Origin of the sequence: Escherichia sp. KTE96 (genome assembly GCF_000408525.1) — a bacterium.
In the GTDB taxonomy this organism is placed as follows: domain Bacteria; phylum Pseudomonadota; class Gammaproteobacteria; order Enterobacterales; family Enterobacteriaceae; genus Escherichia; species Escherichia marmotae.
Genome location: NZ_KE137149.1, coordinates 1118282 through 1134015 on the forward strand (window position 1 = coordinate 1118282; position 15734 = coordinate 1134015).

A 15734-nucleotide genomic window follows, 5' to 3' on the forward strand; every position below is an offset into this window, starting at 1 on the left:
CATGCAGATCCTGTTGGCCAACCCACGTGGTTTTTGTGCCGGGGTAGACCGCGCTATCAGCATTGTTGAAAACGCGCTGGCCATTTACGGCGCACCGATTTATGTCCGCCACGAAGTGGTGCATAACCGCTACGTGGTCGATAGCCTGCGCGAGCGTGGCGCTATCTTTATTGAGCAGATCAGCGAAGTGCCGGATGGCGCAATCCTGATTTTCTCCGCGCACGGTGTTTCCCAGGCTGTACGCAACGAAGCGAAAAGCCGCGATCTGACGGTATTCGACGCAACTTGTCCGCTGGTGACCAAAGTGCATATGGAAGTCGCCCGCGCCAGCCGTCGTGGCGAAGAATCTATTCTCATTGGCCATGCCGGGCACCCGGAAGTGGAAGGTACGATGGGGCAGTACAGTAACCCGGAAGGGGGAATGTATCTGGTCGAGTCACCGGACGACGTGTGGAAACTGACGGTCAAAGACGAAGATAAACTCTCCTTTATGACCCAGACCACGCTGTCGGTGGATGACACTTCGGATGTTATCGATGCGCTGCGTAAACGCTTTCCGAAGATTGTCGGGCCGCGCAAAGATGACATCTGTTACGCCACCACCAACCGCCAGGAAGCGGTACGCGCTCTGGCAGAGCAGGCGGAAGTGGTACTGGTCGTTGGTTCGAAAAACTCATCCAACTCCAATCGTCTGGCGGAACTGGCACAGCGTATGGGCAAACGCGCGTTTTTGATTGATGATGCGACAGATATCCAGGAAGAGTGGGTGAAAGACGTTAAATGTGTCGGCGTGACTGCGGGGGCATCGGCTCCGGATATTTTGGTGCAGAATGTGGTTGCACGTTTACAGCAGCTTGGCGGCGGCGAAGCCATTCCGCTGGAAGGCCGCGAAGAAAACATTGTTTTCGAAGTGCCGAAAGAGTTGCGTGTGGATATTCGTGAAGTTGATTAAGTCATTAGCAGCCTAAGTTATGCGAAAATGCCGGTCTTGTTACCGGCATTTTTTATGGAGAAAACATGCGATTACCTATTTTCCTCGATACTGATCCCGGCATCGATGATGCCGTTGCCATTGCCGCCGCGATTTTTGCTCCCGAACTCGACCTGCAACTGATGACCACCGTTGCGGGTAATGTCTCAGTTGAGAAAACCACGCGTAACGCCCTGCAACTGCTGCATTTCTGGAATGTGGATATTCCGCTCGCCCAGGGCGCTGCTGTACCGCTGGTACGCGCGCCGCGTAATGCGGCATCTGTGCACGGCGAATCGGGAATGGCTGGCTACGACTTTGTTGAACACAACAGAAGCCCGCTGGATAAACCGGCATTTCTGGCTATTCGTGATGCTCTGATACGTGCGCCAGAACCCGTTACTCTGGTGGCTATCGGCCCGTTGACCAATATCGCGCTGTTACTTTCACAATGCCCGGAATGTAAACCGCATATTCGCCGTCTGGTGATCATGGGCGGTTCCGCCGGACGCGGCAACTGTACGCCAAACGCCGAGTTTAATATCGCAGCCGATCCGGAAGCAGCGGCATGTGTCTTCCGTAGTGACATTGAAATTGTCATGTGTGGTCTGGATGTCACCAATCAGGCGATATTAACCCCAGACTATCTCGCCACGTTGCCGGAGTTGAATCGTACCGGGAAAATGCTTCACGCCCTGTTTAGCCACTATCGCAGCGGCAGTATGCAAAGTGGTCTGCGTATGCACGATCTCTGCGCTATCGCCTGGCTGGTGCGTCCGGATTTGTTCACCCTCAAACCCTGTTTTGTGGCGGTGGAAACTCAGGGGGAATTTACTTCGGGCACTACGGTCGTTGATATTGACGGTTGCCTGGGTAAACCTGCCAATGTACAGGTGGCGCTGGATCTGGATGTGAAAGGTTTCCAACAGTGGGTGGCTGAGGTGCTGGCCCTGGCACCATAACCTGTCACATATTATCGGCATGCAGTCATTTACTGACTCATGCCTTTCACTGATATCCCTCCCTGTTTATCATTAATTTCTAATTATCGGCGTTTTTGGCTGGCGGCGTAGCGATGCGCTGGTTACTCTGAAAACGGTCTATGCAAATTAACAAAAGAGAATAGCTATGCATGATGCAAACATCCGCGTTGCCATCGCGGGAGCCGGTGGGCGTATGGGCCGCCAGTTGATTCAGGCGGCGCTGGCGTTAGAGGGCGTGCAGCTTGGCGCGGCGCTGGAGCGTGAAGGATCTTCTTTACTGGGCAGTGACGCCGGTGAACTGGCTGGAGCCGGAAAAACCGGCGTTACCGTACAAAGCAGTCTGGATGCGGTAAAAGATGATTTTGATGTATTTATTGATTTTACCCGTCCGGAAGGCACGCTGAACCATCTGGCATTTTGTCGCCAGCATGGCAAAGGGATGGTGATTGGCACGACGGGTTTTGATGACGCAGGCAAGCAGGCGATTCGTGATGCCGCCGGGGATATTGCGATTGTCTTTGCCGCCAACTTTAGTGTCGGCGTTAATGTGATGCTTAAGCTGCTGGAGAAAGCCGCTCAGGTAATGGGTGACTACACGGATATCGAGATTATTGAAGCACATCACAGGCATAAAGTGGATGCGCCGTCGGGCACTGCGCTGGCGATGGGAGAGGCGATTGCCCATGCACTGAACAAAGATCTGAAAGATTGCGCAGTTTACAGCCGTGAAGGTCATACCGGTGAACGAGTGCCAGGCACCATTGGTTTTGCCACCGTCCGTGCCGGCGACATCGTTGGCGAACATACCGCCATGTTTGCCGATATTGGCGAACGTCTGGAGATCACGCATAAGGCTTCCAGCCGCATGACCTTTGCTAACGGCGCGGTAAGATCGGCTTTGTGGCTGAATGGCAAAGAAAGTGGGCTTTTTGACATGCGAGATGTGCTTAATCTCAATGCGTTATAACAACAAAACATTAGTGTTGATGCAAAAATAACACATCTAACTTTATAATTATAAAGGGCTTTAAATTTTAGCCCTTTTATTTTGATTGTTCTTATTATTAATTGGTGTGAGTTGCTAAAAATATCATGTTTTGTTGGTGGTTTTTGTTGTTTTAATGTAAATTTTGACCGTTTGGTCCACTTTTTATCTGACGAAATTGGTTTTATACATTCTTCTCTCTGCGCAAGCGTTTTCCAGACTATGTTAGATGATATTTTTGCCGCTTAATGCCATCAAAATATGTGTGATGCATAAAATCATATAATAAATACCGCGATTGAGTTGACTTTTAGCTTCCATATCTCCAGAATGCCGCCGTTTGCCAGAAATTCGTCGGTAAGCAGATTTGCATTGATTCATGTCATCATTGTGAATTAATATGCAAATAAAGTGAGTGAATATTCTCTGGAGGGTGTTTTGATTAAGTCAGCGCTATTGGTTCTGGAAGACGGAACCCAGTTTCACGGTCGGGCCATAGGGGCAACAGGTTCGGCGGTTGGGGAAGTCGTTTTCAATACTTCAATGACCGGTTATCAAGAAATCCTCACTGATCCTTCCTATTCTCGCCAAATCGTTACTCTTACTTATCCCCATATTGGTAATGTCGGCACTAATGACGCCGATGAAGAATCCTCCCAGGTACATGCACAAGGTCTGGTGATTCGCGATCTGCCGCTGATTGCCAGCAACTTTCGTAATACCGAAGACCTCTCTTCTTACCTGAAACGCCATAACATTGTGGCGATTGCCGATATCGATACCCGTAAGCTGACGCGTTTACTGCGTGAGAAAGGCGCACAGAATGGTTGCATCATCGCGGGCGATAACCCGGATGCGGCGCTGGCGTTAGAAAAAGCCCGCGCGTTCCCTGGGCTGAACGGCATGGATCTGGCAAAAGAAGTGACTACCGCTGAAGCCTATAGCTGGACACAAGGGAGCTGGACGCTGGCTGGCGGCCTGCCGGAAGCGAAAAAAGAAGACGAGCTGCCGTTCCATGTGGTGGCCTACGATTTCGGTGCTAAGCGCAACATCCTGCGGATGCTGGTGGACAGAGGCTGCCGCCTGACTATCGTTCCGGCGCAAACGTCTGCTGAAGACGTGCTGAAAATGAATCCGGACGGCATCTTCCTCTCGAACGGTCCTGGCGACCCGGCTCCATGCGATTACGCGATTACCGCCATCCAGAAATTCCTCGAAACTGACATCCCGGTATTTGGCATCTGCCTCGGTCATCAGTTGCTGGCGCTGGCCAGTGGCGCGAAGACGGTCAAAATGAAATTTGGTCATCATGGCGGCAACCATCCGGTTAAAGATATTGAGAAAAATGTGGTGATGATTACCGCCCAGAACCACGGTTTTGCGGTGGACGAAGCAACATTACCTGCAAATCTGCGCGTGACGCATAAATCCCTGTTCGACGGTACGTTACAGGGCATTCATCGCACCGATAAACCGGCATTCAGCTTCCAGGGGCACCCTGAAGCCAGCCCGGGGCCGCACGACGCAGCTATGTTGTTCGACCACTTTATCGAGTTAATTGAGCAGTACCGTAAAACCGCTAAGTAATCAGGAGTAAAAGAGCCATGCCAAAACGTACAGATATAAAAAGTATCCTGATTCTGGGTGCTGGCCCGATTGTTATCGGCCAGGCGTGTGAGTTTGACTACTCTGGCGCGCAAGCATGTAAAGCCCTGCGTGAAGAGGGTTACCGCGTCATTCTGGTGAACTCCAACCCGGCGACCATTATGACCGATCCGGAAATGGCCGATGCGACCTACATTGAGCCGATTCACTGGGAAGTAGTACGCAAAATTATCGAAAAAGAGCGCCCGGATGCAGTTCTGCCAACGATGGGCGGCCAGACAGCGCTGAACTGTGCACTGGAACTGGAGCGCCAGGGCGTACTGGAAGAGTTCGGCGTAACCATGATTGGTGCCACCGCCGACGCGATTGATAAAGCAGAAGACCGTCGCCGTTTCGACGTGGCGATGAAGAAAATCGGTCTGGAAACCGCGCGTTCCGGTATCGCGCACTCAATGGAAGAAGCACTGGCGGTTGCTGCTGACGTGGGCTTCCCGTGCATCATCCGCCCCAGCTTCACTATGGGCGGTAGTGGTGGCGGTATCGCTTATAACCGCGAAGAGTTTGAAGAAATTTGCGCTCGCGGTCTGGATCTCTCCCCAACCAAAGAGCTGCTGATTGACGAGTCGCTGATTGGCTGGAAAGAGTACGAGATGGAAGTGGTGCGTGATAAAAACGACAACTGCATCATCGTCTGCTCTATCGAAAACTTCGATGCGATGGGCATCCACACCGGTGACTCCATTACCGTAGCGCCAGCCCAGACGCTGACCGACAAAGAATATCAAATCATGCGTAACGCCTCGATGGCGGTACTGCGTGAAATCGGTGTTGAAACGGGCGGTTCCAACGTCCAGTTTGCGGTTAACCCGAAAAACGGTCGTCTGATTGTTATCGAAATGAACCCGCGTGTATCCCGCTCTTCGGCGCTGGCGTCGAAAGCCACTGGCTTCCCGATTGCCAAAGTGGCGGCGAAACTGGCGGTCGGTTACACCCTCGACGAACTGATGAACGACATCACCGGTGGTCGTACTCCGGCCTCTTTCGAGCCGTCCATTGACTACGTGGTCACCAAAATTCCTCGCTTTAACTTCGAGAAATTTGCCGGGGCTAACGACCGTCTGACCACCCAGATGAAATCGGTTGGTGAAGTGATGGCGATTGGTCGCACGCAGCAGGAATCGCTGCAAAAAGCCCTGCGCGGCCTGGAAGTGGGCGCGACCGGTTTCGATCCGAAAGTGAGCCTCGATGATCCGGAAGCCCTGACTAAAATCCGCCGTGAACTGAAAGACGCAGGCGCAGAGCGTATCTGGTACATCGCAGATGCCTTCCGTGCGGGCCTGTCTGTAGACGGCGTCTTTAACCTGACCAACATTGACCGCTGGTTCCTGGTACAAATTGAAGAGCTGGTGCGTCTGGAAGAGAAAGTGGCAGAAGTGGGTATCACTGGCCTGAACGCTGACTTCCTGCGCCAGTTGAAACGCAAAGGTTTTGCCGATGCGCGTCTGGCTAAACTGGCAGGTGTGCGCGAAGCGGAAATCCGCAAACTGCGCGACCAGTACAACCTGCACCCGGTCTACAAACGCGTTGATACCTGTGCCGCAGAATTTGCGACTGACACTGCGTACATGTACTCCACCTATGAAGATGAGTGCGAAGCGAATCCGTCCACGCGTGACAAAATCATGGTGCTCGGCGGCGGCCCGAACCGTATCGGCCAGGGTATCGAGTTTGACTACTGCTGCGTACACGCCTCGCTGGCGCTACGCGAAGACGGTTTTGAGACCATTATGGTTAACTGTAACCCGGAAACCGTCTCCACCGACTACGACACTTCCGACCGTCTCTATTTTGAGCCGGTAACCCTGGAAGATGTGCTGGAAATTGTGCGCATCGAGAAACCGAAAGGCGTTATCGTCCAGTACGGCGGTCAGACCCCGCTGAAACTGGCGCGCGCGCTGGAAGCCGCTGGTGTACCGGTTATTGGCACCAGTCCGGATGCCATCGACCGTGCGGAAGACCGTGAACGCTTCCAGCACGCGGTTGACCGTCTGAAACTGAAGCAACCGGCGAACGCCACCGTTACTGCTATTGAGATGGCAGTTGAGAAGGCGAAAGAGATTGGTTACCCGCTGGTGGTGCGTCCGTCTTATGTTCTTGGCGGTCGGGCGATGGAGATCGTCTACGACGAAGCCGACCTGCGTCGTTACTTCCAGACCGCGGTGAGCGTGTCCAATGATGCCCCCGTGCTGCTGGATCACTTCCTCGATGATGCGGTAGAAGTCGATGTGGACGCTATCTGCGACGGCGAAATGGTGCTGATTGGCGGCATTATGGAACATATTGAGCAGGCTGGTGTGCACTCTGGTGACTCAGCGTGTTCTCTGCCTGCATACACGTTAAGTCAGGAAATTCAGGATGTAATGCGCCAGCAGGTGCAGAAACTGGCCTTCGAATTGCAGGTGCGCGGCCTGATGAACGTGCAGTTTGCAGTGAAAAACAACGAAGTCTACCTGATTGAAGTTAACCCGCGTGCGGCGCGTACCGTTCCGTTCGTCTCCAAAGCCACCGGTGTTCCGTTGGCGAAAGTGGCGGCACGCGTGATGGCAGGTAAATCGCTGGCTGAGCAGGGCGTGACTAAAGAAGTTATCCCGCCGTACTACTCGGTGAAAGAAGTGGTACTGCCGTTCAACAAATTCCCGGGCGTTGACCCGCTGTTAGGGCCAGAAATGCGCTCTACCGGGGAAGTGATGGGTGTTGGTCGCACCTTCGCTGAAGCGTTTGCTAAAGCACAGTTGGGCAGCAACTCCACGATGAAGAAACAGGGCCGTGCGCTGCTCTCCGTGCGCGAAGGCGACAAAGAGCGTGTAGTGGACCTGGCAGCAAAACTGCTGAAGCAGGGCTTCGAGCTGGATGCAACCCACGGTACAGCGATTGTGCTGGGTGAAGCGGGCATCAACCCACGTCTGGTTAACAAGGTGCATGAAGGTCGTCCGCACATTCAGGATCGTATTAAGAATGGCGAATATACCTATATCATCAACACCACTTCAGGCCGTCGCGCGATTGAAGACTCCCGCGTGATTCGTCGCAGTGCGCTGCAATATAAAGTGCATTACGACACCACCCTGAATGGCGGTTTCGCTACCGCAATGGCGCTGAATGCCGATGCGACCGAAAAAGTGATTTCGGTACAGGAAATGCACGCGCAGATCAAATAATGGAGTGTCATGGCGGATATGTTTTATCCGCCATTTTGATCAAATATCTAATACGGTTCTCTGATGAGAACCGTTTTTTTTACCAATAAGGAAAATCTTTCCTGAAATCTATATTTTTGATGATGTAAGCAGGATTTAGCTCACACTTATCAACAGTGAAGTTGCATATTATCGATATAACTACAATTTTAATATGGCCTTGTTTAATTGCTTAAAACGAGTCATAGCCAGATTTTTAATTTGTGAAACTGGAGTTTGTATGTGTGAAGGATATGTTGAAAAACCACTCTATTTGTTAATTGCCGAATGGATGATGGTTGAAAACCGGTGGGTGACGGCAAGAGAGATCTCTATTCATTTCGATATTGAACACAGCAAGGCGATTAATACCCTGACTTATATTCTGTCGGAGGTCGCAGAAATAAGCTGCGAAGTTAAGATGATCCCTAATAAGCTAGAAGGGCGGGGATGTCAGTGTCAGCGGTTAGTAAAAGTGGTTGAGATTGATGCACAAATTTATGCGCGTCTGCGGAATAATAGCCGGGAAAAATTAGTCGGCGTAAGAAAGACGCCGCGTATTCCGACCGTTCCGCTCACGGAGCTTAACCGCGAGCAGAAGTGGCAGATGATGTTATCAAAGAGTATGCGTCGTTAATTTAATCTTGTGGATATCGCGAGACCTGGTTGCCGGATGCGATGCTGGTGCATCTTATCTGGCCTACGGGGGCTCTCCGGCCAGGTCGGATAAGGCATTTACGCCACGTCTGACGATGTTACCGCTTTGGCGTCACATTCGTCGTCCCCTGTAAACGGGGGCGATTTTCCTCCATTTGCCTCAACGGTTGTGTTTCTCGTAACGATGCATGGCAGCGCCCGACCAAATCCTGATATTCTTTGGTATTCAACCGCTTCCAGTGCAACTCTTCATCGCTGACGCTGCGCACCGCACGGGCTGGCGTGCCCATCAACAACTGACGTTTCTCGCCGCTAAAGCCCGCTTTGACAAAACTCATGGCGGCAACAATGCTTTCTTCGCCAATGACCGCGCCATCCATAATCACACTGTTCATCCCGACCAGGGCATCACGGCCAATCATACAGCCATGCAGGATAGCACCATGACCGATATGACCGTTTTCCCCCACAATGGTGTCAGTGTCGCAGTAGCCGTGCATGATGCAGCCATCCTGAATATTGGCTCCTGCTTGTACAATCAGCCGTCCGTAATCACCGCGTAGCGAGGAGAGGGGGCCGATGTAAACGCCGGCTCCCACAATTACATCGCCAATCAATACTGCACTGGGATGAACAAACGCCGTCGGGTGAACCACCGGAATTAACCCTTCAAAGGCGTAATAGCTCACGGTTGTTAACGCCCTTTCCACACTGGATCACGCTTCTCAGCAAACGCCAGTGGCCCTTCAATGGCATCTTCCGAATGCAGCACTGCAGGGTAATGTTGCAACACGCCGCTGCGAATAAAACGATACGCCTCTTCGACCGGCATTTCGCTGGTGGTGCGGTAGATCTCTTTTAGCGCCGCAATCGCCAGCGGGGCGCTATTAACCAGTTGCTGTGCCAGTTCGCGGGCGTTATCCATTAGCTCCGCCTGGCTAACCACGCGGTTGACAATCCCCCAACGCAGCGCCTCTTCTGCGCCCATCCGTCTGCCAGTCATCACCATTTCATTGACGATAGCAGGCGGCAGGATCTTCGGCAGACGCAGCACGCCGCCGCTGTCCGGAACGATGCCCAGTTTAGCTTCCGGTAGGGCAAAACTGGCGTTATCGGCACAAACAATAAAATCTGCTGCCAGCGCCAGTTCAAAGCCACCGCCAAAGGCGTAGCCGTTCACGGCTGCGATGACCGGTTTATCGAGATTGAAAATTTCAGTTAATCCGGCAAAACCGCCTGGGCCGAAGTCAGCATCTGGTGCTTCGCCTTCTGCTGCCGCTTTTAAATCCCAGCCAGCGGAAAAGAATTTTTCTCCGGCACCGGTAATAATGGCGACGCGTAATTGCGGATCGTCACGGAAATTAAGAAATGCTTCGCCCATTTCAAAGCTGGTTTTAGCATCAATTGCATTAGCTTTTGGACGGTCAAGGGTAATTTCCAGAATTGATCCATTGCGGGTCAGATGTAATGATTCACTCATTCCTTTTCTCCATTTTTGCTTTTTCAGGGACGACAATGCCCTGCAAAAAATGCATATTATTTTATGGTGTGATTATTAGCTGGCGAGATAATTCCCGCGGTTTCATTTATTTAAGATTCTTTCTGATTATTTTCCCCGAACAGTTACGCGGCAGATCTTTTCTGATTTCCAGATAAGATGGCACTTTAAATTTCGCCATATTCTGCTCACAGAAGAAGAAAAATTCTTCTTCGCTCAATGTTTCGCCTTCATTCAGCACCACAAACGCTTTGATGGCTTCATCACGAATAGAATCTTTAATACCAACGACCACAATGTCCTGAATTTTTGGATGCGCGGAGATAATATTTTCCAGCTCTACACAAGAGACATTCTCGCCACCGCGTTTGATCATATTGCAGCGACGATCGACGAAGTAAAAAAAGCCCTCTTCGTCGCGGTATCCCGTATCGCCGGTATGCAACCAGCCATCGGCTTCCAGGACTCTGGCGGTGGCCTGCGGATTGAGAAAATATTCTTTGAAGATGGTTTTCCCTGGTTCGCCTTTAATGCAGATTTCGCCAATCTCCCCCGCGGGGAGTGGGCGATTGTGATCGTCGCGGATCTCCGCTTCGTAGCAAAATCCTGCACGACCAATCGACGGCCAGCGACGCTTATCGCCGGGGCGATCGCCGATAATGCCGACGATGGTTTCTGTCATCCCGTAAGACGTCAGCAAGCGGACGCCGAAGCGTTCACAAAACGCGTCTTTTTCCTGCTCTGACAGGTTGAGGTAAAACATCACTTCCCGCAGGCAGTGTTGCCTATCGTTCGCAGAAGGTGGTTGTACCATCAGGGTGCGGATCATCATCGGAATACATTCGGTGACGGTGGCGCGATACTTTTGTACTTGCCCCCAGAAGGCGCGGGCGCTGTATTTTTCCACCAGCACAAAGGTCGCACCCGCCGAAAATGCCGCCATCGCCGCAGTACACTGGCAATCGATATGAAACGCAGGCATCACCGTCAGGTAGACATCATCGTCACGCACTGCACACTGCCAGGCGGAGTAATATCCGGCGAAGCGCAGATTGTAATGGGTAATTACCACCCCTTTCGGGCGGGAGGTTGTACCGGAGGTAAAAAGAATTTCCGCCGTATCGTCGGTCGATAACGGCGGTGCATAGCACAAGGTTGCAGGTTGCTGAGTTTTTAGTTGTGCAAACGAACTGGCACCATCACCAGCGGGAAGCGCCACATCGGTCAGGCAAATATGCCGTAGTTGCGTGGCATCTTCCTGCTGAATCTGCCGATACATAGGATAAAATTGTGCACTGGTCACCAACAGACACGCCTGGCTGTTTTGCAGGATCCACGCGCTCTCTTCACGCAGCAGTCGGGCATTAATCGGCACCATAATCGCGCCAATTTTTGCCAACCCGAACCAGCAAAAGATAAATTCCGGGCAGTTGTCGAGATGCAGCGCGACCTTGTCGCCTTTGCGAATTCCCAACGTATAAAACAGGTTTGCCGTGCGGTTAATTTCTTGATTTAACTCAAGATAACTATACCGGTTGACGTTCCCGCCGCTGGATTCACAAATTAGCGCCGTTTTATGACCGTAAACGTCCGCCAGATCGTCCCACATTTGACGTAGATGTTGTCCGCCAATGATATCCATTGCACCTCTATCCATTTTGTTCGTTTGTTATTGGGCGGGCGCTAGTCAGGCAAGCCAACTAGCACCACGCGTTTAGTCCTCAACTTTGGCCAGACCTTTGCTGACCAACTCCTGAATGTCGTTTTCGCTGTAGCCGATGGTTTTCAAAATGGCAGCGGTGTCCATGCCGTGCGACGGCATTCCGCGCCAGATTTGGCCTGGGTTATTTTTGAATTTCGGCATAACGTTCGGCCCTTTGCAGGTACGGCCATCCATCGTTTGCCACTGGGTGATTGATTCGCGGGCAACGTACTGTGGATTGCTTTCCAGCTCCGGCACGGTCAGCACTTTGGCGCAGGCGATATTCAGTTCGGCAAAGCGTTCTTTTACTTCTGCTATCGTGTGTGCCGCCAGCCAGGCATCGAGTTTCTCTTCTACCAGAGGGCCGTAAGGGCATTCGATACGGTGGATAAGCTGAGTGCCTTGCGGAATTTCCGGTGTACCGAGCAGATGCTCGAGGCCAATATCTTTAAAGCACTCTGCAATCTGGGTAATGCCCACCAGTTCCATCACGATGTAGCCATCGGCACATTTGTACAGACCGCAACCGGCGTAGTAGGGATCTTTCCCTTTGGTCATGCGCGGGCACATTTCGCCGCCGTTGAAGTAGTCCATCATGAAGTACTGACCCATGCGCAGCATCACTTCATACATGGCGATGTCGATGCTTTCGCCTTTGCCGGTTTCGCGCACTTTATGCAGTGCTGCCAGCGCCGCGGTGGTGGCGGTCAGGCCGGAGAAGTAGTCAGCGGTGTACGGGAAAGCAGGCATTGGCTGGTCAACATCACCGTTCTGAATCAGGTAGCCACTGAAGGCCTGTGCAATGGTGTTATAGGCTGGAAGATTGGTGTACTCCTCGGTGCCATACTGACCAAAACCGGACAGGTGAGCGATAACCAGTTTCGGGTTGTGCTGCCATAGCACTTCATCAGTAATGCCACGGCGAGCAAAGGCCGGGCCTTTACTGGCTTCGATGAAGATATCGGTGGTTTCCATTAATTTCAGAAACGCTTCGCGGCCTTCATCTTTGAAGATATTTAACGACAGCGCGTGCAAATTGCGGCGGGAAAGCTGCGGGTAATTTGGTTGAACGCGGATGGTGTCGGCCCAGGCGACGTTTTCGATCCAGATAACTTCTGCGCCCCATTCTGCGAACATTTGTCCGGCGAACGGCCCGGCGATTTCGATACCGGAGAAGACAACCCGTAATCCGGCCAGCGGCCCGAATTTCGGCATCGGTAGATGATCCATTATTAGCTCCTGAAAAATGTGTGTAGCCTTTGTAAGCCTGATAAGCAAAGCGCATCAGGCATCGCCGCACGGTTGCCGGATGCGGCGTAACCGCCTTATCCGGCCTACATTTGTGCTCCTGTAGGCCTGATAAGGCAGCGCACGGATTTAGCGGTATTGCTTCAGCACCGCACGACCCAGCGTCAGGATCTGCATTTCGTCAGATCCTCCGGAGACGCGGTCTACACGCAGGTCACGCCAGAAGCGGCTGATGCGGTGGTTGCCCGCAATCCCGACACCGCCCAGCACCTGCATTGCGCTGTCCACCACTTCAAATGCCGCATTGGCGCAGAAGTATTTGCACATTGCCGCATCGCCAGAAGTAATGGTGCCGTTATCCGCTTTCCACGCTGCTTCATAGAGCATGTTTTTCATGGAGTTTAATTTGATCGCCATATGGGCGAATTTTTCCTGAATCAACTGAAAACGACCGATCGCTTCACCAAACTGCACGCGCTGGTTGGCGTAGCGCGCCGCATCTTCAAAGGCGCACATCGCAGTACCGTAGTTGGTGAGGGCTACCAGGAAACGTTCGTGGTCGAACTCTTCTTTTACGCGGTTAAAGCCGTTACCTTCGCGACCGAACATGTCTCTCTCGTCCAGTTCCACATCGTCAAAGGTGATTTCACAGCAGCTATCCATACGCAGACCGAGCTTCTCAAGTTTGGTCACTTTGATTCCTGGTTTGCTCATATCGACAAACCATTCGGTGTAGACAGGTTTGTCCGGAGAAGCGCCGTCGCGCGCCATCACCACGATATATGGGGTGTAGGCGCTACTGGTAATAAAACACTTACTACCATTAAGATAAATCTTACCATCTCTACGGGTATAAGTCGTTTTCAGGCTACCCACATCGGAACCAGCGCCCGGTTCGGTAATCGCTGAGTTCCACATCTGCTTACCGGTGCCGCGGAAAGCCATGATCTTGTCGATCTGCTCCTGCGTACCTTCACGCAGGAAAGTGTTGAACCCGCCCGGCAACTGGTACAGCACATAAGTTGGTGCCCCCAAACGACCCAGTTCCATCCACACTGCGGCGAGGGTAACGAATCCCGCGTCCAGACCACCGTGCTCTTCCGGGATCAGCAGACTGTCGATACCCATATCCGCCAGGGCTTTGACAAAACGCTCCGGGTAGACGCTGTCACGGTCACACTGGGCAAAATAGGCTTCCCAGTTTTCGCTGGCCATCAGTTCTCGGATACCGGCGACAAACAGTTCCTGCTCATCATTTAAATTAAAATCCATCTTTCAACCTCTTGATATTTTGGGGGTAATTAATCTTTCCAGTTCTGTTTCGCGTCTTTAATAAAGGAGAGCGTCACCATAATGTTGACGAAGAACAGCGGGCATCCTCCGGCGATAATGGCGGTTTGAATCGGTTTCAGGCCGCCGAGCGCCAGCAGAACAATGCCGATAATGCCAACCAGAATTGACCAGCCAATGCGCACCAGCAGCGGTGGTTCTTCGCCGTCGCGCACTTCACGACAGGTGGACATCGCCAGGGTGTAAGAGCAGGCGTTAATCAGGGTGACAGTGGCAATAAAGCAGAGAATAAAGAAGCCCCACATGGTGGCGGTGCTGAGAGGCAGAGCGGCCCAGGTTTCGATGATGGCGCGCGCCACGCCGTACTGTTCGATCAGATTCGGAATGTTGATGATGTTTTTATCCATCAACAGCAGAGTATTACTACCGAGTACAGTCCACAGGATCCAGGTGGATGCTGTCAGCCCCATCACCATACCGAAGCACAGTTCACGCACGGTTCGACCACGGGAGATACGCGCCAGGAAGATGCTCATCTGGATGGCGTAAATCACCCACCATGCCCAGTAGAATACGGTCCATCCCTGCGGGAAGCCGCCTTTGCCAACGGCATCGGTATAGAACAGCATGCGCGGCAGATACATCAGCAACATCCCCACCGAGTCGGTGAAGTAGTTCATGATGAAGCTGGCACCGCTGACGATGAACACCCAGCCGAGCATCAGGAAACTCAAATAGCTGCGCACATCGCTGGCGATTTTTACCCCTTTTTGCAGACCACAGGCCACGCAGATAGCGTTGAGGATGATCCAGCAGGTAATGATAATGGCATCCAGTTGCAGGGTATGCGGAATACCAAACAGATACTGCATACACTCGGTCACCAGCGGTGTGGCAAGGCCGAGACTGGTGCCCATTGCGAAGATCAGCGCCACCAGGTAGAAGTTATCGACGATAGTACCAAACAACCCTTTGGCGTGTTTTTCACCCACCAGCGGCACCAGGGTGGAACTGGGGCGAATCACATCCATTTTGCGAACGAAGAAGAAGTACGCGAAGGCGACGGAAAGGAAACTGTAAGTCGCCCACGGTAACGGCCCCCAGTGGAACAAACTGTAGGCCAGCCCCAGCTCTTTCGCGCCAGTGGAGTTTGGCTCTAAAGCAAATGGCGGCGTGGAGATGTAGTAGTAGATCTCAATCGATCCCCAGAACAGCACGGCGGCTGACGTACAGGAGGCGAACATCATAAAGATCCAACTGGCGGTACTGAACTCGGGTGGTTCGTTACCTAAACGCTTTTTGGCATACGGGCCAAACACCAGCCAGAACCAGCCGAAAAGCATGACCACCATATACCATTCAAATGCCCATCCCCATATATTGGTGACGTAACTGAATACGGCATTAATAACGACATTCGCCGCATCCAAATCTCTGACTGTAAGCCAGCAAAGTATGCCAACGATTATTAACGGCGGAAAGAATACCTTCGGTTCTATTCCCGTTTTTCTTTTTTCATCTTTCATGAGTTAATTCCACTGTAAAAATAAATATTTATTT

Annotated in this window: 12 protein-coding genes; 6 read left to right on the forward strand and 6 right to left on the reverse strand. The window is 52.1% G+C overall.

What is annotated here, in order from left to right; all coding sequences use genetic code 11:
• Position 1: 1 nt before the first annotated feature.
• From ispH to caiF, 6 genes are all read left to right on the forward strand, one after another.
• Complete coding sequence (gene ispH / locus A1WG_RS09095; RefSeq protein WP_001517720.1) at positions 2-952, forward strand: 4-hydroxy-3-methylbut-2-enyl diphosphate reductase; 951 nt, start codon at positions 2-4, stop codon at positions 950-952.
• A 65-nt stretch (positions 953-1017) separates the two neighbouring features.
• Entirely contained in the window at positions 1018-1932 is a 915-nt protein-coding gene (rihC, locus tag A1WG_RS09090) for a ribonucleoside hydrolase RihC (protein WP_001517721.1), read from the forward strand.
• A gap of 166 nt (positions 1933-2098) precedes the next feature.
• The gene (dapB, locus tag A1WG_RS09085) at positions 2099-2920 is read left to right on the forward strand and encodes a 4-hydroxy-tetrahydrodipicolinate reductase (RefSeq protein WP_000543592.1); all 822 of its coding nucleotides are present in this window, start codon (positions 2099-2101) and stop codon (positions 2918-2920) included.
• Between the two features lie 456 nt (positions 2921-3376).
• Complete coding sequence (gene carA, locus A1WG_RS09080) at positions 3377-4525, forward strand: glutamine-hydrolyzing carbamoyl-phosphate synthase small subunit (RefSeq protein ID WP_001517722.1); 1149 nt, start codon at positions 3377-3379, stop codon at positions 4523-4525.
• A gap of 17 nt (positions 4526-4542) precedes the next feature.
• Entirely contained in the window at positions 4543-7761 is a 3219-nt protein-coding gene (gene carB / locus A1WG_RS09075; RefSeq protein WP_001126327.1) for a carbamoyl-phosphate synthase large subunit, read from the forward strand.
• A gap of 259 nt (positions 7762-8020) precedes the next feature.
• Positions 8021-8416 carry a carnitine metabolism transcriptional regulator CaiF gene (gene caiF / locus A1WG_RS09070; RefSeq protein ID WP_000333133.1) on the forward strand — a complete coding sequence of 132 codons (396 nt, stop codon included), beginning with the start codon at positions 8021-8023 and terminating at the stop codon, positions 8414-8416.
• Between the two features lie 118 nt (positions 8417-8534).
• Here caiF and caiE read toward each other — a convergent pair whose 3' ends face one another.
• From caiE to caiT, 6 genes are all read right to left on the reverse strand, one after another.
• Positions 8535-9125, reverse strand: coding sequence for a carnitine operon protein CaiE (caiE, locus tag A1WG_RS09065; RefSeq protein ID WP_000122899.1), 591 nt, complete (start codon positions 9123-9125; stop codon positions 8535-8537).
• A 5-nt stretch (positions 9126-9130) separates the two neighbouring features.
• Positions 9131-9916 carry a crotonobetainyl-CoA hydratase gene (caiD, locus tag A1WG_RS09060; protein ID WP_000004392.1) on the reverse strand — a complete coding sequence of 262 codons (786 nt, stop codon included), beginning with the start codon at positions 9914-9916 and terminating at the stop codon, positions 9131-9133.
• 106 nt (positions 9917-10022) lie between these two features.
• Entirely contained in the window at positions 10023-11576 is a 1554-nt protein-coding gene (gene caiC, locus A1WG_RS09055) for a crotonobetaine/carnitine-CoA ligase (protein WP_001517723.1), read from the reverse strand.
• A gap of 72 nt (positions 11577-11648) precedes the next feature.
• Complete coding sequence (gene caiB / locus A1WG_RS09050; RefSeq protein WP_000349948.1) at positions 11649-12866, reverse strand: L-carnitine CoA-transferase; 1218 nt, start codon at positions 12864-12866, stop codon at positions 11649-11651.
• 147 nt (positions 12867-13013) lie between these two features.
• A complete protein-coding gene (gene caiA, locus A1WG_RS09045) occupies positions 13014-14156 on the reverse strand; it encodes a crotonobetainyl-CoA dehydrogenase (RefSeq protein WP_000347138.1) in 1143 nt (380 codons plus the stop codon).
• 29 nt (positions 14157-14185) lie between these two features.
• On the reverse strand, positions 14186-15700 hold the full coding sequence (caiT, locus tag A1WG_RS09040; protein WP_001517724.1) for an L-carnitine/gamma-butyrobetaine antiporter: 1515 nt from the start codon (positions 15698-15700) through the stop codon (positions 14186-14188).
• Between the last annotated feature and the right edge of the window lie 34 nt (positions 15701-15734).

What these genes read in the sequence shown, in the direction of transcription:
- carB (WP_001126327.1), top strand. Translation starts at nt 4,543, where the DNA reads ATGCCAAAACGTACAGATATAAAAAGTATCCTGATTCTGGGTGCTGGC.
- rihC (WP_001517721.1), top strand. Translation starts at nt 1,018, where the DNA reads ATGCGATTACCTATTTTCCTCGATACTGATCCCGGCATCGATGATGCC.
- caiD (WP_000004392.1), bottom strand. Translation starts at nt 9,916, where the DNA reads ATGAGTGAATCATTACATCTGACCCGCAATGGATCAATTCTGGAAATT.
- caiB (WP_000349948.1), bottom strand. Translation starts at nt 12,866, where the DNA reads ATGGATCATCTACCGATGCCGAAATTCGGGCCGCTGGCCGGATTACGG.
- caiC (WP_001517723.1), bottom strand. Translation starts at nt 11,576, where the DNA reads ATGGATATCATTGGCGGACAACATCTACGTCAAATGTGGGACGATCTG.
- caiT (WP_001517724.1), bottom strand. Translation starts at nt 15,700, where the DNA reads ATGAAAGATGAAAAAAGAAAAACGGGAATAGAACCGAAGGTATTCTTT.
- caiA (WP_000347138.1), bottom strand. Translation starts at nt 14,156, where the DNA reads ATGGATTTTAATTTAAATGATGAGCAGGAACTGTTTGTCGCCGGTATC.
- ispH (WP_001517720.1), top strand. Translation starts at nt 2, where the DNA reads ATGCAGATCCTGTTGGCCAACCCACGTGGTTTTTGTGCCGGGGTAGAC.
- dapB (WP_000543592.1), top strand. Translation starts at nt 2,099, where the DNA reads ATGCATGATGCAAACATCCGCGTTGCCATCGCGGGAGCCGGTGGGCGT.
- caiF (WP_000333133.1), top strand. Translation starts at nt 8,021, where the DNA reads ATGTGTGAAGGATATGTTGAAAAACCACTCTATTTGTTAATTGCCGAA.